General features: G+C 73.5%; 24 protein-coding genes. 2 read left to right on the forward strand and 22 right to left on the reverse strand.

Annotated features, from left to right (window positions below; genetic code table 11):
* Positions 1-108: 108 nt before the first annotated feature.
* A complete protein-coding gene (locus ACFYPA_RS36560) occupies positions 109-600 on the reverse strand; it encodes a hypothetical protein (RefSeq protein WP_389136898.1) in 492 nt (163 codons plus the stop codon).
* Between the two features lie 410 nt (positions 601-1010).
* Here ACFYPA_RS36560 and ACFYPA_RS36565 point away from each other — a divergent pair, with 410 nt between their 5' ends.
* Positions 1011-1751 (forward strand): GntR family transcriptional regulator, encoded by a 741-nt coding sequence (locus ACFYPA_RS36565; RefSeq protein ID WP_389136901.1) that lies wholly within the window; start codon positions 1011-1013, stop codon positions 1749-1751.
* A 71-nt stretch (positions 1752-1822) separates the two neighbouring features.
* On the opposite strand, the gene ACFYPA_RS36570 is transcribed toward ACFYPA_RS36565, so the two are convergent.
* The 6 genes from ACFYPA_RS36570 to ACFYPA_RS36595 all read right to left on the reverse strand — a co-directional run bounded on the left by ACFYPA_RS36570 (position 1823) and on the right by ACFYPA_RS36595 (position 8247).
* Positions 1823-2227 carry a MarR family transcriptional regulator gene (locus ACFYPA_RS36570; protein WP_389136904.1) on the reverse strand — a complete coding sequence of 135 codons (405 nt, stop codon included), beginning with the start codon at positions 2225-2227 and terminating at the stop codon, positions 1823-1825.
* The gene (locus tag ACFYPA_RS36575; RefSeq protein ID WP_389136906.1) at positions 2224-2901 is read right to left on the reverse strand and encodes a hypothetical protein; all 678 of its coding nucleotides are present in this window, start codon (positions 2899-2901) and stop codon (positions 2224-2226) included. The genes ACFYPA_RS36570 and ACFYPA_RS36575 overlap by 4 nt, the downstream gene beginning before the upstream one ends.
* 1490 nt (positions 2902-4391) lie before the next feature.
* Positions 4392-5372: a hypothetical protein gene (locus tag ACFYPA_RS36580; RefSeq protein ID WP_389136909.1), complete on the reverse strand. Its 981-nt coding sequence runs from the start codon at positions 5370-5372 to the stop codon at positions 4392-4394.
* The gene (locus ACFYPA_RS36585) at positions 5369-6304 is read right to left on the reverse strand and encodes a ParA family protein (protein ID WP_389136912.1); all 936 of its coding nucleotides are present in this window, start codon (positions 6302-6304) and stop codon (positions 5369-5371) included. Before ACFYPA_RS36585 ends, ACFYPA_RS36580 begins: the two co-directional genes overlap by 4 nt.
* Positions 6305-6487: 183 nt before the next feature.
* On the reverse strand, positions 6488-6970 hold the full coding sequence (locus ACFYPA_RS36590) for a hypothetical protein (protein ID WP_389136914.1): 483 nt from the start codon (positions 6968-6970) through the stop codon (positions 6488-6490).
* Positions 6971-7005: 35 nt separating this feature from the next.
* A complete protein-coding gene (locus ACFYPA_RS36595) occupies positions 7006-8247 on the reverse strand; it encodes an integrase (protein ID WP_389136916.1) in 1242 nt (413 codons plus the stop codon).
* Positions 8248-8544: 297 nt separating this feature from the next.
* Between ACFYPA_RS36595 and ACFYPA_RS36600 the strand changes: the two genes are divergently transcribed.
* Positions 8545-9525, forward strand: coding sequence for a hypothetical protein (locus tag ACFYPA_RS36600; protein WP_389136919.1), 981 nt, complete (start codon positions 8545-8547; stop codon positions 9523-9525).
* Here the strand turns inward: ACFYPA_RS36600 and ACFYPA_RS36605 are convergent.
* The 15 genes from ACFYPA_RS36605 to ACFYPA_RS36675 form a co-directional block, all read right to left on the reverse strand.
* Entirely contained in the window at positions 9522-9710 is a 189-nt protein-coding gene (locus ACFYPA_RS36605) for a hypothetical protein (protein WP_389136921.1), read from the reverse strand. The two genes, ACFYPA_RS36600 and ACFYPA_RS36605, sit on opposite strands and share 4 nt — an antisense overlap.
* 138 nt (positions 9711-9848) lie before the next feature.
* On the reverse strand, positions 9849-10655 hold the full coding sequence (locus tag ACFYPA_RS36610) for a hypothetical protein (protein WP_389136924.1): 807 nt from the start codon (positions 10653-10655) through the stop codon (positions 9849-9851).
* A 142-nt stretch (positions 10656-10797) separates the two neighbouring features.
* Positions 10798-11235 carry a hypothetical protein gene (locus tag ACFYPA_RS36615; protein ID WP_389136927.1) on the reverse strand — a complete coding sequence of 146 codons (438 nt, stop codon included), beginning with the start codon at positions 11233-11235 and terminating at the stop codon, positions 10798-10800.
* Positions 11232-11618, reverse strand: a complete 387-nt coding sequence (locus ACFYPA_RS36620; protein ID WP_389136929.1) for a hypothetical protein — start codon at positions 11616-11618, stop codon at positions 11232-11234. Before ACFYPA_RS36620 ends, ACFYPA_RS36615 begins: the two co-directional genes overlap by 4 nt.
* Before the next feature lie 104 nt (positions 11619-11722).
* Positions 11723-11944: a DNA-binding protein gene (locus tag ACFYPA_RS36625; protein ID WP_389136932.1), complete on the reverse strand. Its 222-nt coding sequence runs from the start codon at positions 11942-11944 to the stop codon at positions 11723-11725.
* Between the two features lie 192 nt (positions 11945-12136).
* Complete coding sequence (locus ACFYPA_RS36630) at positions 12137-12718, reverse strand: hypothetical protein (protein WP_389136934.1); 582 nt, start codon at positions 12716-12718, stop codon at positions 12137-12139.
* Positions 12719-12815: 97 nt separating this feature from the next.
* The gene (locus ACFYPA_RS36635; protein ID WP_389136936.1) at positions 12816-12962 is read right to left on the reverse strand and encodes a hypothetical protein; all 147 of its coding nucleotides are present in this window, start codon (positions 12960-12962) and stop codon (positions 12816-12818) included.
* Positions 12963-13001: 39 nt separating this feature from the next.
* Complete coding sequence (locus ACFYPA_RS36640) at positions 13002-15305, reverse strand: hypothetical protein (protein ID WP_389136939.1); 2304 nt, start codon at positions 15303-15305, stop codon at positions 13002-13004.
* Between the two features lie 88 nt (positions 15306-15393).
* Positions 15394-15813 carry a conjugal transfer protein TraB gene (locus ACFYPA_RS36645; protein ID WP_389136941.1) on the reverse strand — a complete coding sequence of 140 codons (420 nt, stop codon included), beginning with the start codon at positions 15811-15813 and terminating at the stop codon, positions 15394-15396.
* A gap of 3 nt (positions 15814-15816) precedes the next feature.
* A complete protein-coding gene (locus ACFYPA_RS36650) occupies positions 15817-17871 on the reverse strand; it encodes a hypothetical protein (RefSeq protein WP_389136944.1) in 2055 nt (684 codons plus the stop codon).
* Positions 17872-18023: 152 nt separating this feature from the next.
* Complete coding sequence (locus ACFYPA_RS36655; protein WP_389136947.1) at positions 18024-18251, reverse strand: hypothetical protein; 228 nt, start codon at positions 18249-18251, stop codon at positions 18024-18026.
* On the reverse strand, positions 18251-18772 hold the full coding sequence (locus ACFYPA_RS36660) for a hypothetical protein (RefSeq protein WP_389136950.1): 522 nt from the start codon (positions 18770-18772) through the stop codon (positions 18251-18253). The genes ACFYPA_RS36655 and ACFYPA_RS36660 overlap by 1 nt, the downstream gene beginning before the upstream one ends.
* A gap of 167 nt (positions 18773-18939) precedes the next feature.
* Complete coding sequence (locus ACFYPA_RS36665; protein ID WP_389136952.1) at positions 18940-20517, reverse strand: DUF2637 domain-containing protein; 1578 nt, start codon at positions 20515-20517, stop codon at positions 18940-18942.
* A 125-nt stretch (positions 20518-20642) separates the two neighbouring features.
* Positions 20643-21158: a hypothetical protein gene (locus ACFYPA_RS36670; protein WP_389136955.1), complete on the reverse strand. Its 516-nt coding sequence runs from the start codon at positions 21156-21158 to the stop codon at positions 20643-20645.
* Between the two features lie 93 nt (positions 21159-21251).
* Entirely contained in the window at positions 21252-21449 is a 198-nt protein-coding gene (locus tag ACFYPA_RS36675; protein WP_389136958.1) for a hypothetical protein, read from the reverse strand.
* Between the last annotated feature and the right edge of the window lie 212 nt (positions 21450-21661).

The following is a 21661-nucleotide window of genomic DNA, read 5'->3' on the forward strand; positions in this document are numbered from 1 at the left end:
GGTCGTCGCCGGTACGGACCGCGCGAACGGGGCCGTACGTGCGGCCGCCGTCTCGGCTGACCCGCGTCCACATCAGGACCGGTACCGGCTGCTCCTCCTGGTCGGCGTTCACGCTGCGACCAGGAGGAGCGCGTCGTCGGCGGCCGGGGTGGGCAGCTGCTCGACGGCGGCCAGCTCGGTGATGCGGAGCGAGGGGGAGCAGGTCCGCATGGGCACCGGGCCGAGTCCGAGCCGGGCGTACGTGGCGCGGATCGAGTCGAGGTCTGCGGTCATCCGCGAGGACTGGACCCGCTCGACCTGCCACCGGCCGTAGATGCCGGCGGGCAGGCGGCCCAGCAGCTTCTTCGTGCGGCGCTTCGCACGGTCGGCGGCGCGGGCCTGGTCGGCGGCCTCGTCGTACGCGGCCGCGGCTTCCTCGATCGCCTCCGGGGCGGGCATCTCCTCGTCGGTGAAGACGTCGGTCGGGTCCGGGACGGTCGCCTCGGCGGCGGCGGTGCGGACCAGGGCGGCCGGGGCGACGACCGAGCGGACGGCGTCGGCGACGGTGCGGAACACGCGGCCGATGCGGGCGACGGGCGCGGTACGGATGATGCGGTCCATGGGGACCTCCTGGTGGTGATCGGTGCGGGTGCTGGCCCCGGGCGTTCGTAGCGCCGGTGAGGCCGTGGGCGGCCGAGCGGCCACGACCTCGGCGCGCTCGTCATGTAGCGCGCCGGATCGAATCCGTTCGGGGTGGTTCGTTGTGCTTTGTATTGCTCTCCACCAGTGACGGTGATTCTCCGGCGCCCGGGCTGTGACCCCCCTCTGCGTAGGTCCGGACCCGTGTCAGGTAGTCCGCGTGACCTCCCGTATTCCGGTCCGGGTGACCGTTGTGGAGTTGTCCCGTTCCCCGGTGTCACCGTGGAACGTAGGTAGAACGTACCACGTGTTCCAAGGTACGTACCACTAGACAACGGTGGTACGTTCTACGTGTCGGCTGCGAGTGGTAGCCACGGAAGAGGGAGATCAACATGGGAGCCCGCAAGGGGTACGCGGACGTCGCGGCCCACTACCGGCGGCTGATCGCGGCGGGGGACCTCCGTCCCGGTGACGCCATGCCGACCGTGAACGCAGTCACCGAGGAGCACGGCGTGGCGCGGAACACCGCCGCCCGAGCCTTCGAGGTGCTCAAGAAGGAGGGCCTGATCGCGACGAACGCGGGCGCCGGCACGACCGTCGCCCGGCGGCCCAACATCGCCCCGGCGACCGGCGCGGCCAGGGTGGACCGGCTCAAAGGGGGCGGCAGCAACTACGCCCCCGGCGAGACGTCCACCGGGCACGAGGCGGCGCTACGGTCCTGCGACGACCCGGGGATCTGCCGCGACCTGGAGATCGAGCCTCACGACGAGGTGGTCGTCCGGCGGCGCGTCTTCCGCCAGGACGGGAAGCCGGTCATCCTCGGCATCTCGGTGATCCACATGCGTGCGCTCGCCGAAGTCCCGGCAGTGCTCCAGCAGGGGCGCTTGGAGCGCCTGTGGCACGAGGACTACGAGGAGAAGACTGGTCGGCCCATCCATGGGTCCCCGGAGCTCCGGGCGGCTCGGCACGCGTCGCGGGATGAGATCGCGGCCCTGGAGATCCCGGTGCCGGCGGGTGCCGATGTGGCCGTTCCGGTGCTGGTCACGCGGACCGTGTGGCACGACGAGTTCGGCCCGATTGAGGTGTGGGAGGACATCCACGCCCCCGGCGTCTGGCACGCGTCGAAGCAGTGACTCGTGCTCGCCCCAGCAGACGACTGTGCCCCCGCTCCGTAGACGGAGAGCGGGGGCACAGTCGTTAGCAGTCAGGAGACCGGGCGTACCTCGCGGCGCCTCCGCGCGTCGGCCGGCGAGGTACGGCGCGGCTGCTGGGCGCGCTCGTCGGGCTCGACGTCGGGGGCCTGGAGCGCTTCCAGTACGAGCTGAGCGAGTTCGGGATTCTGGGCGAAGAAGAACCGCGGATTCACCCGGTACTCCGGGCCGTCCCGCTGGACCAGGCGGAGCGCGGTCAGCCGGTTAAGGGCCTCGTAGACCGTGGAGACGGAGTTGCCGCAGTCCTTCGCGATCTCCTCCGGGTCGGCGGCGAGAGGGGCGTAGAGGGCGCCGTTGAAGGTCAGCCACTCCAGGGTGCAGCGCTGCGCCGCCGTGAGGCTGAGCGTGTAGACCGGGTGCGCCATGGTCAGGTCGTCGACGCTGATCGGGGAAGTCACTTCGCGGCCTCCTGGAGGAGTCGGCGCAGCTGCATGGGGAGCTGCACACCGAGGTTGACGGCGGTCTCTACTGCCAGGATCGCCGATGCGTGAGTGGCGGCGGCAGTCGCCCGGGTCCTTTCTGCCAGCCTGCTCCCCGGCGCGACCTCCTCCGCCTCGTCCGCTGACTCCGCCGCCTCGCGGGCGGTGTCAGCCGCTTTCTGGGCGGCCTTGAGAGCGGTGGCCAGTGCCTTTGCGTCCGGCGTGACGGCCGGAGGGTCCATGCGGGCGCACGCCTTGACGTGAGCCTCGCCGCTGCCTTCCCAGAACCGGCGCGGGTTGAGCTGGTAGGTGCCGGAGCGGGGACCGCCGATGCGCAGCATGAGGTTCAGCTTCACCAGCCGCGCCACGGCGGCCTTGATGGTGTTCGGGGTGCTGCACAGGAGCGGAGCGACCTCGGAGGGCTCCAGCCGGATCGGATTGGCACAGCCGCCGTGCTGCTTCACCCAGTCGAGGATGTCCCACTCCGTGCCGCTCAGGTTGAGGCTGAAGTTGGGGACCTCCGTCCCGTGGCCCTCCAGGGTGTAGCCCTTGCCGTCGAAGGCGTGGGGGACCCTCTGCTTCCGCTGGACGACCTCGCCGCTCTTGAGGTCGACCAGCTCCAGCAGCGGGGCCGCTTTGCGCGTGCCTGCCATGGGTCTCCGTCCGTGCTCCGTAAGGCACGTTTTTTCGTGCCTTAGCTCTGGCCGTTGATGCCTTACCGGCGTGATCTTACACATCACACTCCGAAACATCGTGCCTTAGCGCGGTGTGTTGTCGGAGCGTCCTGTGTGGCGGGGGAGTCTAAGGCACGTTTTTTCCGGCCGTAGGGCACGTTTTTTCGTGCCTTACCGGAGCGTTTGCCCAGGTCAGAGGTACCGGGCCCTTCTTGTCTCAGAACGTGCGCGCGCGTTTACCCTACGCACACCCGCGCCTTCAAGTACCCCGCGCGGTCCGGCGTGTCTGGCCTTAGCAGCAACGGGGAGGAGTTCGGCCGTCCGAGGGATGCGGAGCGCACCGGAGCGGCGAGTCCTCAGCCCCAGGGGGCTTGCGGGTCCCGCTGTGGGTTCTCCGCGACGTCGGCGGCCGCCGGGCCGTCCGGGGCTTACAAGCTGGCAGCAGGGGCGATGCCGTCCCGGGCTGAGGTACCTCCGGACCGCCGTTGCTGCCTGCCTCGCCGCAGGGGTTGCCGTGTTGTGGCTGAGCTTCATTCCCCCGCCCATTGATCATCCGCAGTGGTCGACATCAGCCACAGGGGAGCAGGAGGTGGGCACCCTCCGCATGGTCGTGCTCCTGGTCGACGACGGCGCTAGCTACCGGGACCAGGCGATGGGGGGCGGGGTCCGGAGGAGCCCCCCATCGGACGCGCAAGGGCGCAGCCCGTAGCCCCGGAGCGCAGCGGAGGGGTCGCTAGTAGTCGACCGCCACGGCGCGGCACCCTCGCTGGACAGGGTCCGGTCGACGGAGGCGACGCACGGCCGGACCGGGCCGTAGGTCCGGTGCCCGGTAACGGCGGGTCAGCCGCAAAGAGCCGACCACCCGCCAAGCGGCCCTGCTACCTGAATCAACTCTGAGTTGATCTGATGGAACCGAGGGGTTACGACCCTTCAACCGGGAGTTGATTAGGCACGGAAAAGCGTGCCTTAGCTCCAGTCGGTCGTGCCTTACCCGGTCGTCTCCGCAGGTCGTGCCCCGAATCGTCAGGCGGCCCGGAGGTCCGGCGAGACCCGCAACGGGCCGCACGCGGACGCACACCCCCCGTAGCGGTACCGTGCCACCCCCCTGGTGAATGTGCTGGACGTGCCGGTGGGCCGCCCCTGACCGGCGAGGAGCGGCCCATCGGCGCCCATGGCCACCCCGTCGGGTAACCGCACCAACACGCAGAGTACCGACGCCGCACCCCCTGCCTGCCCGCTGCGCGTCCTCGTGTGCTCCCGGCGGGTATCCGGTCGTCCGGGACGCTGCCGACCCCGCAGACGGCCGTCTGCGGCCTCCGCTCCGTTGTCGCGGGTGCCAGACTTGTGCCAGACCTTGCCAGGGTGGGTGCCGGCATGACGGAGGGCCCGGCGCCGCCCAGCACCAGGCCCTCTCGTACCCCGCCCCCCAGGCCACCAGGAGCAGGGGGCGGACAGTATGCACGCACGTCTCAGGAGGCGGGAGCGGTGCCGTCTCCTGCGGGGTCCCGCATCCGGTGCGCCGTCCGGTTCGCGTACTGCCGCAGCTCGTGGCGCAGTCGCTCCCCCCGGCCCGGGTCGTACAGCAGGGCGGCCGCGAGGACCCCGTCACCCACGGCGTCATAGATCTGCCGTTGCTGAGCGAGGGCCCGTTCCATCGTGGCGACGGCCTCCGCCCCCTCGTCCAGCTCCTCCTGGTCGACGCCGCCGCCGTCCGGCTGCTCCTGGACGTGCTCCTCGCCAGATGGCTGCGCCGGCACCGGGGGAGCAGCCGGGGCGAGACGTGGTGCACGTCCCTCGGCGGCCGCAGCGGCGAGGACGTCGCGCACCTGGTCCGGCCGGGCGAGCATCCGGACCGGAGGCAGGACCGCGCGGGCCTCCGCAAGGTCGGCGGCCGTGACCTTCCGGTCCCCCCGCAGTGCCTTCACCTCGCGGTACAGAGCGACGGCCGCCTCCTGGCCGTAGTCCTTGAACACCGGCTGAAGCTCCCGGGCCTGCCCCTCGTTGATGTCCCCAATTGGGGACACTGCGGCGGCGACCGGCCACGCCTCGATCATCCGGTACGCCTGTGACTTCCGGATCTCCCACACGTCGTCCAGGTACTCGACGAACGTGGCGTGCGTGTCCCGGTACAGGCGGCCGCGGCTGATGACGTCCAGCGCCTTGCCCGCGACGATGACCGACTTCCGGAAGCCGTGGAGCGCCTGCTCGCACACCGCCAGGTGCGCCCGCTCCTGGTCGTCCAGCGGGCTCGTCACGGTCTCCGCGACGTCGTACGGCGCGGGGAGCTGCGCGACGCTGACCGGCGTCGACACGTCCGCCCCGGTCAACGTTGCGACGACCCCGGCGGACGGCGCGGCCGCGGCCTCCGTTGCGGTGCCGGCCTTCGGCTCCTCCTCGACAGGTTCGGCGCTGCGGGTCGACGGCATGACCAGGGCGCGGCGACGGGTCACGCTGCCGCCTCCGGCTTCTGCAGGAGGACATCGGCGGCCTGGTCGTAGTCTCCGGCCGCCGTCGACTTCGGCGCGTACAGGCGTACCGGCTGCTCCGCGATCGGCGCCTCCGCCGCCCGGACGCTGCGCCGGATCGGCACGACGACCGCGTCCGGGTAGTCCTCGGAAACCTTCGTGGCGAGCTGCCGGGCAAAGTCGGACTTGTCCCACGCGGTGAGGAAGACGGCCCCGACCTTCAATTTCGGGTTGGTCTTCCGCTGGACGCTGCCGATCGTGCGGTCCAGCGACGCCATCGCCTTCATATCCAGGCCGCCTACCTTCACGGGCACCATGGCCTCGTCCCCGGCGGTGAGCGCGGCGACGGTGACCAGGCCGAGGGACGGCGCCGCGTCGATCAGGGTCACGTCGTACGGCGAGCGCCCGCCGGCACTCTCGGCCTCCTGGGCGATGGCGGCCGCGATGGCGTTCTCCGCGCCGATCGGCCGCTCGTACTCCACCCGCGACAGGTCCAGTCCGGACGGCACGACGTCGACGCCCTCGAACAGCGTCGGGTAGGTCGCCTCGGCCAGCGTGCACTCGTCGAAGAACACCGACCGCAGCGAGTGGCGCGGTGAGCCCTCCGGGTACTGCGGCAGCAGCCACACCGACAGGGCGGCCTCCTGGTGGTCGGCGTCGATGACGCGGACCCGGAGACCAGCGGCGGCCCAGGCCGCGGCGAGCTCCACCGCCGTGGTGGTCTTGCCCGCCCCGCCCTTCTGGTTCACGACGACGAACACCCGCGAGGGCTCCGCGCGGCGGAAGGTCGGCGGGACGAGGATCTGCGGCCGCCAAGCCTGATACGGGGTGTCGGCGTCCCACGCTGGGACGACCTCCAGCCGCTCGCCGGGCGGGATGTCGAGGGGTGGCAGTGCTGTCCGTGGTGATTCGGTCATGCGGCGAACCTAACCGGCCACCGCCCCCCGCCCGCTGCGCGGGCCTCGAGGACGCCCGTGCGCGACACGGCACAGGGACGGGAAGGGTTAGCGAATGTGAGCGAAACGGCCACTTCCGCAAGAGACGCGAAGAGGGCCCGCACGACCGGGCGACGGTCGGCGGGCCCTCCGGGGCGGTAGCGGTCAGACGGCGGTGATCACCGTCTCCTCGTCGCCCAGCTCGATCAGCGCGACCACGGCCGCGTGCTGCTCCTCGTCCAGGCCGAACGGCCGCGCCTGGCCGTCCGCGACGCCGCTCCGGTACAGCCGCTGCTGCCCGTCTGCGTACGCGCGCAGCAGCGCCCGGGCCTCGCTCACCCGGACGTCCAGGGCGGCGGCCACCTGCGACCAGGTGGCGCCCAGCGTCAGGGCCTCGTGGACCCGGTTGCCGCGCCCGTGTTCCATCTCGCGGCGGATCGACTCCCGCAGCGCGAGGACGGCCAGGGCGTCACCCGCGTCGCCGCGCTCCACCTCGTGCGGAAAGTCGGCGGGCAAGGCGTTGTTCATCAGCCGGTCGGCGTGCCGGGCGTGCTGCTCGACCACCCACGACAACGGTGCAGTGGCGGGGACGTCGTCGGGGCGGCGGACGGCGAGGGTCTGCGAGTGGGCGCGTTCGGTCGTGTTCATCGGGGCGTCCTTCTGTCGAGGGTGATCGGTCGTGGTTACGCGGTCTCGGCGGCGGCGCGGGCGGCGGTGAAGGGGTTGTCTGCCCGACCTCGGGCGGGGGCGAGGTAGTGCTTCTCGACGGTCCGGGAGCCGGGTTTCCACCGGCCCTGTGCGGTTGGGTCCTGGCCGAGGCGGGCGAGGTACTGCGCGGGGCCGCGGCGGAGGCCGTGCGCGGTGAGCTTGGCCAGGATGGCGCGGGCCGGATCGTCGTCCGGGAGCGGTGCGGCCGCGGCTTGGGCTCGGGCCTTGATGATGTCGCCGATGCTGCCCGGGGTGAGGAAGTCGCCGCGCTTGCGGGTCGGGATGGCGCCGCTCCTGGTGACGGCGCGGAACAGCGGGCCGGAGGTGTGGCCCTGGCGGCGGAGCTCGGCGAGCCAGGCGGACACCCGGCGCACCGGGCAGAGTGCCGGGTCGGGATCCGCCGGCACGAACGTGTCCTCGCCCTCGGCCTCCTGGTCGGTCTTCGAGAACGCGACGTGCACCGTCACCCCGTCCTCGTCCACGGCGATCTGCTCGACGGTCAGGTGTGCCAGCTCGGAGCGGCGGGAGAGCATCCCCCATCCGAGGGTGAGCAGCGCGGCGTCCCGCAGGGCGGTGACCTGCCCGCCCGGAGTGGAGGCGGTACAGGTCGCGACGAGGAGGCCGAGGAGCGCCGGGGTGACGGGCGGCGCCTTGCGCGGCGCGCGGCTGGTCTGTGCCCGGCGACGGGCGTGCGCGCGGACCGCCTCACCAGCCTGCTGGGTGCCCGGCTTCTGGTCGTCGGGGTGCCGGGAGCGGATCGCGGACATGTGCACGCGGATCGTGGCGGGCGAGGCGTCGGCGCGCACCAGGTGCCCGACGTACTCCGTGAACGTCGCCGTCGTGCACGGCAGCGCCACCCGGCCCTCCTGGTCGCACCACGCCGCGAACTTCCGCCAGGCGGCGGCGTACGTGCGCGAGGTGTTCGCCGGGGGCGCGGCGTCCAGGAGGTCGGCCGTCTCCTGGGAGATCCGGAAGTCGGCTTCGCTGTACGTCGGGGCGTCCGCCGTGGTCGGCACGGCCTGCCCGGGGCGCAGCATCGTGTGACGGCTCACCAGCGGCCGGGCGTCCGGGACCGGGTCGGCGACAGCGGGCAGGAGCGCGACGTCGATGAACGGGCGCGGGTGCTGGCCGGGGTCGGCCGGCACCGGGAACAGCCCCGGCTCGTCGTCGTCGACCAGCTCGGCATCGACAACCTCAACGTCGGTCGGCTCGGCCATGGGTGACACCTCCTCATCTCAACTCTGTATAAGGGAAATTATACGGAGTTGAGACCGCCAGGGATGCAACTCACCGCAATCGACTGAAACGGATCGCAACATCATCCGGGGCCGCTACGGTGGGCACCGGCCGCCGCACGTCGGCCCGACTCCGAGCCGCACCCCGCCCACGCCGGGAGCGACGACCGAGGACAAGGGGCTCAGCCTCACGTGACGTCAGCACCCCGAACACCTCCCGTTGGTTACCGACGCCACGGCGGGGACGCGTGGGGTCCGCCGCCGGGAGAGCGACCGGTCATGACCGACGACAAGCACGCCAAGCACGCGGCCCGCGCACTCGCCGCCCGTGAGGGCATCTCGTACACCGCTGCTCGCCGCCGCCTTGCCGGGGCGGTCGACCAGGAGCAGCAGGAGCCGCGGCCGCCGGTCGTCGCTCCGCTCACCAGCCGACCGTGCCCGGAGGGCTGCGAGGGCTCGGGGCACCCGGGCACCGTGTGCTGGTCGTGGAGGCCGGCAGACGTGAAGGGCGGCGCACGGTGGGAGGTGCGGCGCTCTGCAGAGCTGCCGGGCGGCCGCGCGGAACAGTTGGCGCAGAGGGCGGACGGTGCCCGGCACAAGACGCAGGGAGCTCGGTGGGCGTCCTTCCACGCGTGGGAGGACCGATGGCTGCTCGCCTTGGTCTACGCGATGCTCACCGACCAGCAGCCCGAACTGCTGCCAGACCGGGCGCGGCTGCGGGCCGCTGTCGAGACGGACGACCTGGCGGCGGTGGACGCGGCCATGGAGCCACTGGACCGTGCGGCCGCACGCCTGATGACGAAGGTGCCCGAGGTGTGGTGGAGCGAGGTGAAGCCGCTCCTGAACACGTACGCGGACGCCGTGGAGAACGACGACCGGGAGCTGACCACCTGGCAGGAGATCGACGCCCGGGACGTCGTGGACCGGCTGGTCGACCGGTGGCGCACGGCGTGGGTGCCGGTGCGCAACCACCGCGGCTACATGGACCCGCCGGGCGTTCTGTGGTCCGGTCCGAAGGGGTGGCTGGACGCCCTCCTCGTCGGCCAGCACGGCGGCCACGCCCCCGGCGCCCGGGTCCGGCTGACCGACGGACGCCCCGCCCTCGTGTACGCCGTGGAGTGGGGCGAGGCGGGGCCGCCGGTCGCCTACCGGGTGCGGGAGCTGGTGCCCGGGCAGCACGGCAACGGGGGGCGCCTGGTCCCGTCGTTGACCAGTGCCGTCCTGGTCGCGGCCGTCGACTGCAGGGCGGATACCGACTAGCCGCTGCGGCGCTGTCCGGTCTCCCGGAACTCCGCGAGGACGACGCCGGTCGCCGGGGCGCGGTGCGTGGGGAGGTACAGGGCCCAGTCGGCGTCAGCGACGGGGAACCAGCCGCCGAACCACGGGGCCGAGGACGTCGACAGCACGCGCCCGGCGAGGGGGCCGCCCGCGAATCGCACGATCATGGTGGAGCTCCGTTCCGGCGGGTCCTTCCCGCCTCACCCCTTGATCGGGCCTCGCGGCCAGGAGGACAGCAAGCCGCAGCGAGACAGTCCGCGCGGCCCGGCCGGGCCGTACGGCGGCGTGTCTCGTAGGACGGCCGGTCAGGAGAGACCGGGGGCGTCGGCGAGGACGTCGTCCAGGCCGGTAAGGAGAGCAGCCACGTCGTCCAGGCCGGCGAGGATCGCGCCCAAGTCGATGGCCGGTCCAGCCACCCGGGCGGCCGTCGCGGCGAACCCGGCGGCCTCCGCCTCCTCGTCGGCCTGGACGGCGGGCGGCTCCTCCTCGCCCAAGTCGGGCTCCTGCTCCAGAACGGTCAGGGCGGCGACGATCGCGGCCACCGTCCCCGGGCTCTCCTTCCGCTGCTCCACGAGCCGCTGCCCCTGCCGTGCCCAGTGCCACGCGGTTGACTTCGACACCCGGAAGACGCGGGCCACGGCGGCGTAGCTGAGTCCGGCCGTGACCATGACGTGAGCCGTGCGGGCTCGGCCTCGCTGCTCCTGGTCGACGCGGTCGGTGTGGCTGCTGCTGACGCGCGGGAGGTCGAGGTGGGCCAGGGCGCGGCGCAGTACGGCGTCAGGGCGCTCCTCTTCCGGCACGGTCTGCTCGAATCGGTCGGCAGCGTGATTCAGGTCGGCGAGGATCGCGGCGGCGACGGCCTGCTTCCACGGCCAGTAGACGGCGGCGTACCAGTGGTTTCGCTGCTCCCGGCGTTCCTCGGTGGAAAGGCCGGCAGGCGGCTTCGGCATGGTCGGTGCCCACCGGCGACGAGGAGGCCAGGCGTGCAGCTCTCCGCCGGTGACCTGCCACAGGGTGCAGGTGTCGGGGTCCCTCGGATCCGGGGCGGCGTACGTGCCGTCGGGGATCGCGGGGACGTCGGGGCGGGCGGCGCGCTGTGCGACGGACGCCATGTGTGTCCCTCCGTTGTCACTGCCTATCGAACGGACACGCCGCTCTGGTGGGTCTGGTCCCGGGTGCGGGGCGGTCGGTTCAGGTCCGGTTGTGCGTCGTGGAGCGGCGCGTACGGGGCCGGTAGACCTCGGCGAGGGGTGGCTAGGCCCGACTCCGGGGGACGTCCGTACCGGGCGGCCTGGGCGTGATGAGGGTCCGGCAGAAGTCGGCTTCGCGCTGTTCCAGCTCGGCGGCCGCACGGTCGACGTCGGCGCGGGGGATCCAGCCGAATGGCTCGTCGGGTCCCGGAGTCCTCGGAGGGACGTCACGCCACGCGGTGATGCCGTACCGGCGGGCGGTCTCCTGCAGCCAGGTCTGACGGAAGCCGCTCCCGGTCCAGTAGGTGCCGAGCTCCAGCCGGATGGCGAGGGTGGACGCGGCGCGTAGCCAGTCGTTGGCACCGCGAGGTTGGGCGGTCCAGCAGGACGGGCAGAGGTGGCCGGTGACGTGGAGGTCGGAGCGGAGTGCGCCCTTGTCGGTGCCGCAGAGCCAGCAGCGGACCGGGACGGTGGCGCGGCGGGCGTAGGGGACGGTGTTCACACGGTGCTCCCAGTGAGGGTCAGGTGGTTGACGACGGCGGCCGCGGCGTGCCAGTCGGGCACGGCGGCAGGGGACAGGACGAGGAGGCCGGGGTGCCGTTCGGTGAGCACGCCGGCAGCGACGGCCGCAGCGAGGTACAGGGCGGCGGTCGGCTCGCTGGTCGCGGAGGCGTATGCGACGTCGGCCGTAGGGACGGGGCGGCCTCTGCGGTCGCACAGGGTCCCGGCGGCGTCGGCCAGGCGGTGCGCGGCGTACAGGACGGCGAGGAACCGGCAGCGGCGCAGCGGGGCGGGCATGGAGGGCACCCACTGGTGGCGCAGGACGGCGAGGAAGGTGTCAGGGATGGCCCCGGCCGAGGGCGGCGGGGGCTGCTGGTCGGGCATGGCGGGACGTCCCGGTGTTCGTTCTGACGCCCGGCCCACAACCAGCGGCGTACCGAGACGGTGGCGCGGGGCCGGCATCGTCTCGGGTGGTGCGTGCGGCAGGGTCAGCCGGTCGCGGCGGCGTCCTGCTGCGAGGCGGGGACGGTGAGCCGTCGCTCGACCTCGGTGCGGTGGATGCGGACCCGGTGGCCGTTCGGTCCCAGGCGGCGGACGCGCATGTCCGGGTCGGTGCTGATCCAGCGCGAGACGGTGACTACGTGGACCTGGAGGGCGGCGGCCACCTGTGCCCGGGTCAGCCACTCCTGGCCGTCGTCGGCGGTGCCCATGGCGATCTCCTTCGTTCGTCGTGCACGGGTGCAACGGGCTGTAGCGAAGCGCAACGGACCGTAGCGAGGGCGGGACCATACCTGATCCGGCAGTGATCCCGTTTGGAACGCAAAGAGGGCCCCCGGCTCGCCCTGGTGAGGGCGGCCGGGGGCCTGGTCGTGCGTGGTGTCGTCATGGGGCCAGACGGCCCGTCAGCGGCCGTTGATGGTGAGCCGGTCGATACGGACGCCGGTGCCGCCACGGGAGCCCCAGCGGCCGCCCTGCCCGCCGTGTCCGGTGATGTTGACCTCCACGGGGGGCGCGGCCGGGGTGGCGTTGTCCTGGCCGCGTGCTGCCCCGGCTGGGCCGCCGAAGACGCGGAGCCCGGCCCAGCCGAGTGCGGCCGTGCCGATGACGGCGGCGGTGCCGAGGAGCAGTGAGGCGATGTCGGCGAGGTACGGACCGGCCATGGCGAGGGCTCCTCCGACGGAGAGGGTCAGGGCGCAGATGGACGAGACGACGACGATCGCACCGCGCTCCAGGGCGGACAGCGGGCGGCGGGGAGCAGCGTCGGGGGCGACGGGGACCAGGACGGGCGGCGCGGCCGGCACCCGGGCGAGAACCCATTCGCCGGTGCCCTCGATCTGGACCAGGGCGCGGCGCGGGTCGGCGGCCGGGACGGGGAACGCGTGCTGCAGCTGGTGGCCGTAGGCGGGGACGAGGTGCTGCGGCTGGTAGACGGCCGGGGTCTGGACGACGTCGTGCAGCTGCTCGGCGGTGGTCGGCTCGTACATGGCGGGGTCCTCCTGCATGGCGGTGCGCGGGCATGGGAAAGGCCCGGAGCGGGGGGAGCTCCGGGCCTGCTGTGTGCTGCTGTGTGAGGGCGGGTCATCAGTCGTCGGGCGTGGTGTTGGTAGCGCCGCAGTTCCAGCACTCCCACTCGCCGGGGAGGCGGTAGCGGTCGACCCAGAAGCCCACCTGACGGCCGTAGACGACGCAGGTCGTCCCGCATCGCCAGCAGTCGTATTCGAAGTCCATGCCGCCATGGTGGCGGCGGCACGGACTCCTGGTGGGCGGTTACTGCGGAAGTGACCAGATTCCGTGACCCGCCCGGATGACGTGCCCCTTGTCGGCGAGCCCCTGCAGAGCGTTGTCGACGGACCCGGAGGCGGGGCCGCCGTCCGAGCCGACACCGACCGCCTGCCGGATCTCCCGGGTGCGGCGCGGTCCGTCGACGAGGGCGGCGAGGATGCGGTCCCGCAGGGTCAGGGCGGGTGCCGGCGTCTTCCCTGCCGTGACGGCCCGGTGTGTTTCGAGGGCGTCGACGACGGTCTCCAGCTCGGCGACCAGGGCGGCCTTGTCGATGGTGGCGCCGTCCTTCCCTCCGAGCATCAGGGCCTCCGCGTACGGCAGGGTCTCCGCGTACGCGGCGGTGAAGACGTCGGCCTCCTGCGGGGTGAGGCCGGGGAGGGGCGCGGCTTCCATGAGGGCGATCAGGCCCGGGTAGGTGCGGTTCTTCTTCACCGCGCGGAACACGCGGGTCATGGCCGGGTGGCCGCCCTGGATCATCCAGGCGCACCCGGCGGTCACCGGACCGGGCGGGGTCTCCTCGCCGGTCCAGGCCGCGGCGACCTCCGAGGAGCCGCCCGCCCCGAAGTACGGCGGGATTGGCGTCACCTCGACCGTGCGGTCGGTCATGTCCTGCGCCATGCGGCTGGTCATGGTGCCGTTGACCCGGCCGAGCCAGACCATGCCCTGCCGCGCCCCGCTCCGGATCTTGTCGGAGTCGCCCAGGTCGGCCAGGTGGATGGACTGGCCGGCGAACCGGATGCCCATGCCGAGCTTGCGGCCGGTGAGCTGGACGCGGGAGATCATCCCGGCAACCCACTTGCGGAAGTCGGCGTGGACATCGGCGTCGTCCGCCAGGACGCGGTTGATCTCGTCCAGGGTCGCGATGACCAGCGACCAGGGGTCGCCCAGCGTGAAGGAGCCCCAGCCGTTCGCGGCTGAGATCTGCTCGCGGTAGTCGGCGACGGCGCAGAGCGCGGCGAGCGTGGCGCCCATGGCGGCCCGGCCCTTGCCGAAGTGGAACACCCGGCCGTCCGCCTCCGGGAGGCTCATGCCGTCTTGTGCGTCCGCGACGACGGAGACGACGCCGGACAGCCGCTCAGCCGCGATGAGCGTCAGCAGCGTGACGGACTTCCCGGACCCGGGGGCGCCGACGAGGAGATCGGTCAGCGCGCCCAGCTCCGGGTCGTACAGCCGCATGCGGGCCGGGCGGCCGTCGTGCCTCAGGCCCACCGTCACCCGGCCGTCCTTGCCCATCGTGAGGTCGGCGCGGGTCGCCTCGCGGATGTGGATGAGTGGGTGTTCGCGGTAGACCGTGACGACGCCGTGGGCCAGGCCGTCCGTCTCGATCATGATCAGCTCGGGGTCCTCGACGCGCAGCGCCCGGGCCAGCGGCTTACGGCGCAGGTCGATCATGTGGTCCTCGGCGGCCTGGACCCGGACGACGAGGCGGTCGTCTGTCAGCCGGTAGTCGGCGAGGAGCATCCCGGGGGCGACGCCGGACGGGCCGGACACCCGCAGCTCCCAGAGGGCGCGGACCTCGTCGGCGTCCTGGTCGGTCTCGGCGGCCGCGACCGGGGCGACCCGCAGCGCCACGCGGCCGGGACCGGCGCCCTTGACGGGGGCCAGGGTGACGGCGTCCGGGGGGACGTCGAACACGGCGGCCACGGCGTGCTGGTCCAGAGGGCGGGGGACGGCCTCCCCGGGTGGGGCGAGGATCACGGCGGTGAAGTCGGGCCGGTCCTCGGCGGCCCGGTGAACGGCCGTCAGGGCGGTGTCGCCGGTCGCGGACGAGGCGGTCCACATGTGGTGGAGACCTGCCTCGTACGCGTCGGCCGGCATCTGCCCGGCCGGGGTGACGACGTCCAGCTCCGCACCGTGCGCGGCGACCAGCTCGGGGAGGTCGTCCGCTGCCTGCCGCATACCGAGGGAGCGGGTCACCGGTGCGGCGATACCGGCCGCGGCTGCCGTGGCGATGGGTGCGGCGACCTCCCACCAGGCGACGCCCGGGGAGGCAAGGGCGGCCGTGTAGCAGCCGGACAGGCCGAGGACCGGCAGGGCCCGGCAGCAGGCGGTCAGGAGGCCGCTGCCGCCGCTGCGGGTCCGGCGCCACAGGTGCACCAGGGTGCCCGCTCCGGCGACCAGGGCGGCCGCGTGGAGGGGCAGGTGGCTGGTGTGCGGGCCGACGGCGACGAGGACGCCCCCGGCGCCGTACAGGACGCGCTCAGCCGTCGCCAGGCGCCGGACGGTACGAGGGCGCAGCGCGTGTGACGGGGTGGCAGGAAGGGCGGCGGGGATGGTCTCGGCGGTCATGATGCGGTCCTCCTGGACGGCGCGGGGGCGGGAACGGGGCGAGGGCCCCGGCCGGTGTGGTCGGGGCCCTCGCGGGTGGTGGTGCGGGTCAGCGGGTCCGGTAGAACCCGGGGCGGGCCTGCTGGACGCCGGAGGCCTGGACGCTCTCGTACACGCCCCGGTACTCCCGGTCGTGCGAGGTGCTCAGGTCGTCGGCGGCCGTGGCCATGTCGTCGACTGCGGTCGCCATCTCGCCGGACGCCGTGGCGACCGCGCGCAGCTCCCCGCCCGCCTCCCGGATCAGAGAGGTGAACTTGGGCTCGACCTCGGCCTGGTCGCACATCTCGGCGAGGCGGTCGGCGTCGTCGGCGTCGTGTTCCATCTGCCGGCGCAGCGCCCGCAGCCCCTCGACGAGGGCGAACGCGGAGGCGGAGAACGACGTCACCCGGGCGGCCAGGGCCAGGAACGAGGGCCGCCCTCCGGTGGTGGTGTCGGGCAGGTGGACGGGGCGCGGTACCAGGTCGCTCATGGGTCAGTCCTCGTTGTGGATGCGGGCGGAGGGCATCACGAGACCGGCGTCAGCAGTCGCCTGCTGGACGGGCCGGTACGCGTCGTACATGGCGTCGTGCGCGACCTCGACGGACTCGGCGGCACCGAGGGACCTGGTGCGCATCTCCTCGGCCTTGCGCGCGACGACGTCCATCAGCTCGGCCAGCCGGGCCATCGCCCCGGAGGTAAGACGGCCGATCACGTTGTGCCGCTCGGCAAGCTCGTGGGCCAGGTCCTCGAAGGAGCGGCGCAGCTTCCGGGCCTGGTCGGCGAGGACCGCGCATTCGTCGTACGTGGCGAAGCAGCGTTTCTTGGACGCGGCGAGGTGGTCCAGGACGTCGTCCAGGGTCACCTCTGTCAGGTGCTCGGCTGCTGCTCCACCGCTGCGGGCGGCGGGCACGTGGGCTCGGGGGGCAGGTGCGCCCATGGGGTTCTCCTCCGTCGTGCTGGTCGTGCCGGGGCGGGACCCGGCGGGGTGTTCGGGTGCGCGGGGCAGGCCCGGCGCACCGGTCGTGACGGCGCCGGCAGGAGCGGGCTCCCACCGCCGGGCCTGGTCGCCCGGGCGGTCGGCTCGCTCCACGGTGATCACGGTCTCCGTGTAGGCGGTCGCGCGGTGCAGGTCCTCGTCCGCGCTGCGCCGCGCTCCTCGAGGAGGCGGCGCCCACCCGCCGGGCGGCGGGCCGTTCGCTGCTCCTGGTGGCGGTGCCGTCGGCCGGGGCGGGACCTTGCTGCTGCCGGGGGACGAGGAGCCCGGACCGGTCGACGCGCCCCGGTTGCGTACGGCCTTGCGGCAGCGACGGCACCGGCACTCGTGGGCGTCGTGGCCCTCGGCAGTGCCGTGCTGGATTCCGGGGATCTTCTTCACAGGCTTGACCGGTCGCGGCTTGCGCCGCCGGAACCCGGGCCGTGGCTGGTCGGTCTTCGCTGCGCCGCCCGCGCCGCCGGGCCGGTCCGCCGTCGGCTCCTGCTTCGGCGTCTTCCTCCCCTGTCCGCCGGGTGTCTTGCCCTTGCCCGGGGCGAGGGTCTTTGGAGACGGCTTGCCGGGCTTCTCCGGGGGCGACGTCCCTCCGCCCTTCCCGCCGTCGGGCTTCGTGGGGCGCCGGTCCCTTGCCCGCTCCAGGGCGCCCTTTCCGGGCCCGCCGGGCGTCTTGCCCTTGCTGGGGGCGAGGGTCCCGGAGGAGGGCTTGCCGGGCTTCTCCGGGGACGAGGTCCCCCCGCTCTTCCCGCTGCCGGGCTTGCTGCTCGGCCCCGGCCCCTTCCCGTCCCTCGTGCGGTCCGGCGTCTTGGGCTTGGGCTGGGGTTTGGACGAGTCGACCGGCGGCCGCGGCTTGTCCGGTCCCTTTGTGGGGGCGGGCGCCTTGCTCGGGCTGGTGCTGCTCGGCTTGGTCGGCGCACTGGTCGGCTTCCTCGTCGGCGTACCCGTGGAGCCCTGTGCCGCGCCGCTGCTGCCCTTGCCAGACCTCCCCGACCCGGACGGCCCGGCGGCCGCCTTGCGTCCGTCCTGGACGGCCTTACGGCCGAACTCGGCGGACGTCGGGACGGCGGCGAGCTTGGCCCGGGCGTCCTCCTCGGCGGCTCGCCGCTTCACCTTGGCCTCGCGCCACGCTGCTTCCTCGGCCGCACGCTCCATGCGCCGCTGCCGCCAGTCGGACACCACGGTCACGGTGCCGCGCAGGGCGGCCAGGGCGACGGCGAGGACGGCCGAGAGGGACAGGGCTCCCAGGCCCGGCCCCTGCTGCCCGGGGCCGTCGTCCAGGCCCTCGGAGCGGAAGGTGGCCGGCACGTCGCCCGTGGGCTGCGCAGGCAGCGGCGGGAGGGGTGCCGGTCCGGCGAGGACGTCGGCGAGGGACCCGGCGGCTGAGCGGCGGACCCGGCCGGGGACGACGTCGGCCCCGGCGTCCGGAGCAGGGTCCAGGGCCGGGGCCGACGGGGGGAGTGGGGGCGGGGACGCTGCTCCGGGGAGCGGAGGCAGCGGCGGGGGAGTCGGCGGGTCCCCCGCCCGGGGTCGGAACGTGATCACGTTGGTGTCATCGGTCATGAGACTCGCGACCTCTCCGGGTTGACAGAGGGTGACCGACTCGCGTACGCGCGCACGCGCTCGTGCGCTCCTGCGCTCACGCGCTCGCATTATGCGCGAGGCCGGTCACCCTCTGCGGGTGGTGATGATGATGAATGTGAAGGTCGGGGCGCCTACTGGCCGTAGCGGTCGCAGTAGTTCTTGAGCGTCACCGCGAGGTCGTTCCACGCGGCCTCGTCGCCCTGGTTGGCCCGGTCCCCGGCGAGCTTGCGGGCCTGGTCCCACCAGAGTTCCGCGACGCCTCGCGGCCCCCGGTTCTGCTGCGCCTCCTGCCGGGCGATGGCGTGCCGCCGCTGGTTGTACGCGGTGCGTTCCGCCTTGGTCATCGGCCGGTCGGTCATCAGGCGCCCCGCTGCCACAGGTCGCTGATGCCGCGTGCCGGGGCAGGTCCGGCGGCCGGGGTGGCGACGTCCCCGGCCGTCTGCTGCGGCGCGGCGGCCGCGGCCGTCTTGTGGAGGCTCTTGGACGCCACGGCGGCGAGGGCCTGGCGGCCGCCGGCCTTCCGGAGTTCCTTGACCCTGCGCTTCTCCTCGCGCTGGGCGGGGAGGGCGGCGACGTGGGCGACGTGTCCGGCGTACGTGGTGCGCAGCGCCTCCGCTGCCCGCTCCTGCTGCCTCGCCGCCTTGGCCATGGTCCGGAGGTGCTTCTCCACCTTCCGGGCCCGCAGGACCGCCGACCAGCGGCCGTCACCCGCGACGTGCTGAGAGCGGAGGCCGGACTGCAGAGCGGCGAGGGCCGCGTCGTACGTGGCCGCGTCGGCGGCGTGCTCCTGCTGCCGGGCCGCCGTCCATGCGGTCATGGCGGGCAGGGCGAGGAGTCGTTCGTACTGCTCGGGCCGGTTGATGTCGGGGGAGTTGGACACGGTGCCCTCCGTCAGGGTCGGGGTGATCGGTCAGAAGGGGTGAGGCCTGGTGGTCCCGCAACCGCACCCGGTCGGTCCGGGGGCGGCAGCAGCAGCGCCAGACGTGCCGGAGGGCGGCGCCGGCATGTGGCCGGGGCCGCCCTCCTGGCGGGTGCGGTGCTGGTCGGTCAGCTCGCGTCCGGCTGGTAGCCGGTGGCGAGGAGGGCGGCCGCCTCGCGGCGTCGCTCGGACGCGGTCGACGTGGACACTCCGAGGGCGTCGGCGACGTCCTCCAGGGGCAGCGCCTCGACGTCGCCGCCGGTCCGGGCGAGGGCCAGGCGGGCGACCTTCCGGACGGCCCGCTCACGCGGCGTCAGCCGCGCCTCGTCCTCGGCTTCGACTGCGCGCCGCTCGATTCCGGCGACGAGGAGCCGCGTTTCGGCTGCGGCCCGCTCGGCTTCGGCGGCGTCCTTCTCGGCCTGCTGCGCGGCCCGCTTGTCCTCGGCTGCGCGCCGGGTGGCTGCCGCCTCGCGGGCGAGGATTCCGGCGACGCGCTCCCGCTCTTCGGCTGCGGCCCTCTCCGTTCCGACCGCGCGCTGCTCCGTTTCGGCGGCGGTCTCACGGTCGGCTGCAGCGCGCTGCTCGGCGGCCGCGCGGCGGGCTTCGGCTTCGGCCGCGGCCGCTGTCTCCAGCGCTTGCGCCTCGACCTCGGCGGCCCGCTCGGTGGCGACCAGCCCGGCCTGCGCGGCGATGGCTGCCTGCTGGGTGGCGGCGTTCACCTCGTGCTCGACGGCCGAGACGGCTCCAGTCGTCCGCAGGGCGGTGATACGGGCCTGTGCGGCCCTCTCGGCGGCTCGGGCGTCCGCAGCCGCCTGTGCCTCCTGCTTGGCCTCCCTGAGCGCTGCCTCGCGCTCCTCGGCCTCCCGGGGCAGGGCCAGGGCCTCATCGATGGTCAGGCCGTACGGCGCCATCGTGAGGGGGAGCCGGATGTCTGCCGGCGCTTTGGTCCGCCAGTTGCGGCCGTAGCGGCGTTCCAGCATCACCCGGTAGACCCGGAGGTCCTGGTCGCGCTGGACGCCCTCCGCGTACGTGGGGACGTCCCACAGGCGCATACGGCGCCACAGGGCGAACGTGGGGACGGGGGCGAGGAACCAGCGGTGCAGCGGCACCCGTCCGGCCGCCTCGTCGGCGGTGGAGCGGACGATGCGGTCCACGCCGGTCTTGCCGACCTCCACCACCACGATGAACAGCAGCGGGACGACGCCGTGGGCGAACCCGGCGACGTAGTCCATGCGCTGCCAGGCACCCTCTGGCGGGGCGGCCGAGGCGGCGTTCAGGACCACGGTCGCGCCGGTCAGCAGCCATACCGGGTAGCGGATCCAGCCGACGGGGCGGCGGAGCCAGGCGAGGAGCAGGTCCAGGGCGATCAGGACGAGGATGCCGACGTCGACACCGACCGTGAACAGTCGTGCCTTGTCCAGGCTCTGGAACCGGAGCCGGTCGTGGGCGAACTCGGCGACGTGCTCGAACGAGAGGTACAGGCCGATCCCGGAGAGGACCAGGGCGGCAACGACGATCACCCCGGCGGTGATCTGCTGCGCCCGGGTCAGCGAGCCGACGAGGCGAGCGGAGGCGGTCGCCGGGGGCGTAGTCGGAACGGCGGCCGGTGCGACCGGAACAGATCCGGACGCGACCGGAACGGCGGCCGGTGTGGTCGGCGCGGGCACGGTGTCAGCCCCTCGTCGGGGCAGCGCTGCTGTGGTCACGGCGGGGTCCTCCAAGGCGGTGTGGGTGGTGCGGTCGGAACGGTGGGCGATGGTGCCGGAACGGCGGCCGGTGCGACCGGAACGGCCCCGCCCGAAGGGGTCGGGCGGGGCCGTCGGTGCCGGTCTCAGCGGGGCGAGCGGAAGCGGGCGAGGAGCGCGTCCAGGCCGTCAGTCGTGCGGTCCAGGTGGCGGGCGAAGCCGTTCACGAACTGCTCGTCGCCGCAGTCGGTGAGGCGGGTCTCCAGCCGGTACAGGTAGTTGTCGATCCAGTCGGTCACCGGGGTGAGCCGGTGAATGAACCGGCGGGTCATCACGTAATGGGCGTAGTCCGCCAGGACGACCGGCAGGAGCAGAGTCACGGTCAGGACCGCGTGCAGGCGCAGCGCGAGGAGGCGCAGCGGGTGCGGCCGCCGGTCGGCCGGTACGGGCGGGTGCGGCCGGACCAGGTCGGCGCGGATCCGGTCGACGGCGGCCGCCGCGTCCTCGGCAGCGTGGAGTCGGGTGTACGTCTCGGCGACCAGCCGCTCATGCGCGATGTCCTCCAGCCACGGCGGCGGCTGCTGCTGGTCGCCGTCGTCGATCCTCGCGTGCTCCGGGGAGCCGGTCATGCCGGCGGGCAGGTCGTTGGTACGGTCGTCCATGCGTTCTCTCCGTATTTGGTGATCGGTCGGACGCGAACGGCCCCCGGGGCTCACGGCGTTCGTAGCGCCGCCCGGGGGCCGTTTCACGTGGGGTCAGCCGGTGGTGCGGGCCGCGCGCCCTTGCCGTACGGCGAGGACTGCGGCGGCGATCTCCTCGGCCGTCACCTGCTGGTCGTCCCACGTGATCGTGGTGCGGTCCGGGCGGCGGTCGGCCCGCATCGGTTCGCCTCTCGGGAGTCGGCCGGTGATGACCAGGAGGGGCGGCGTCTGCGGTGTGGTGCGGTCGGTCATGGTGCTCCGTGCTCGACGGCCCCGGCGGCGGTGCCGGGGCCGTTGCGGGTGGTGCGGGTCAGGCCCGGTGGCGGGGGCACTGGCACGGCGGCCAGGCCGTCGTGTTCAACGGCGGGAGGTCGTCGCCGGTACGGACCGCGCGAACGGGGCCGTACGTGCGGCCGCCGTCTCGGCTGACCCGCGTCCACATCAGGACCGGTACCGGCTGCTCC

This window comes from Streptomyces sp. NPDC005775 (assembly GCF_042871565.1).
In the GTDB taxonomy this organism is placed as follows: domain Bacteria; phylum Actinomycetota; class Actinomycetes; order Streptomycetales; family Streptomycetaceae; genus Streptomyces.

What these genes read in the sequence shown, in the direction of transcription:
- ACFYPA_RS36600 (WP_389136919.1), top strand. Translation starts at nt 8,545, where the DNA reads ATGACCGACGACAAGCACGCCAAGCACGCGGCCCGCGCACTCGCCGCC.
- ACFYPA_RS36585 (WP_389136912.1), bottom strand. Translation starts at nt 6,304, where the DNA reads ATGACCGAATCACCACGGACAGCACTGCCACCCCTCGACATCCCGCCC.
- ACFYPA_RS36610 (WP_389136924.1), bottom strand. Translation starts at nt 10,655, where the DNA reads ATGGCGTCCGTCGCACAGCGCGCCGCCCGCCCCGACGTCCCCGCGATC.
- ACFYPA_RS36560 (WP_389136898.1), bottom strand. Translation starts at nt 600, where the DNA reads ATGGACCGCATCATCCGTACCGCGCCCGTCGCCCGCATCGGCCGCGTG.
- ACFYPA_RS36590 (WP_389136914.1), bottom strand. Translation starts at nt 6,970, where the DNA reads ATGAACACGACCGAACGCGCCCACTCGCAGACCCTCGCCGTCCGCCGC.
- ACFYPA_RS36635 (WP_389136936.1), bottom strand. Translation starts at nt 12,962, where the DNA reads ATGGACTTCGAATACGACTGCTGGCGATGCGGGACGACCTGCGTCGTC.
- ACFYPA_RS36655 (WP_389136947.1), bottom strand. Translation starts at nt 18,251, where the DNA reads ATGACCGACCGGCCGATGACCAAGGCGGAACGCACCGCGTACAACCAG.
- ACFYPA_RS36620 (WP_389136929.1), bottom strand. Translation starts at nt 11,618, where the DNA reads ATGCCCGACCAGCAGCCCCCGCCGCCCTCGGCCGGGGCCATCCCTGAC.
- ACFYPA_RS36625 (WP_389136932.1), bottom strand. Translation starts at nt 11,944, where the DNA reads ATGGGCACCGCCGACGACGGCCAGGAGTGGCTGACCCGGGCACAGGTG.
- ACFYPA_RS36670 (WP_389136955.1), bottom strand. Translation starts at nt 21,158, where the DNA reads ATGGACGACCGTACCAACGACCTGCCCGCCGGCATGACCGGCTCCCCG.
- ACFYPA_RS36675 (WP_389136958.1), bottom strand. Translation starts at nt 21,449, where the DNA reads ATGACCGACCGCACCACACCGCAGACGCCGCCCCTCCTGGTCATCACC.
- ACFYPA_RS36565 (WP_389136901.1), top strand. Translation starts at nt 1,011, where the DNA reads ATGGGAGCCCGCAAGGGGTACGCGGACGTCGCGGCCCACTACCGGCGG.
- ACFYPA_RS36650 (WP_389136944.1), bottom strand. Translation starts at nt 17,871, where the DNA reads ATGACCGATGACACCAACGTGATCACGTTCCGACCCCGGGCGGGGGAC.
- ACFYPA_RS36645 (WP_389136941.1), bottom strand. Translation starts at nt 15,813, where the DNA reads ATGAGCGACCTGGTACCGCGCCCCGTCCACCTGCCCGACACCACCACC.
- ACFYPA_RS36575 (WP_389136906.1), bottom strand. Translation starts at nt 2,901, where the DNA reads ATGGCAGGCACGCGCAAAGCGGCCCCGCTGCTGGAGCTGGTCGACCTC.
- ACFYPA_RS36605 (WP_389136921.1), bottom strand. Translation starts at nt 9,710, where the DNA reads ATGATCGTGCGATTCGCGGGCGGCCCCCTCGCCGGGCGCGTGCTGTCG.
- ACFYPA_RS36640 (WP_389136939.1), bottom strand. Translation starts at nt 15,305, where the DNA reads ATGACCGCCGAGACCATCCCCGCCGCCCTTCCTGCCACCCCGTCACAC.
- ACFYPA_RS36630 (WP_389136934.1), bottom strand. Translation starts at nt 12,718, where the DNA reads ATGTACGAGCCGACCACCGCCGAGCAGCTGCACGACGTCGTCCAGACC.
- ACFYPA_RS36595 (WP_389136916.1), bottom strand. Translation starts at nt 8,247, where the DNA reads ATGGCCGAGCCGACCGACGTTGAGGTTGTCGATGCCGAGCTGGTCGAC.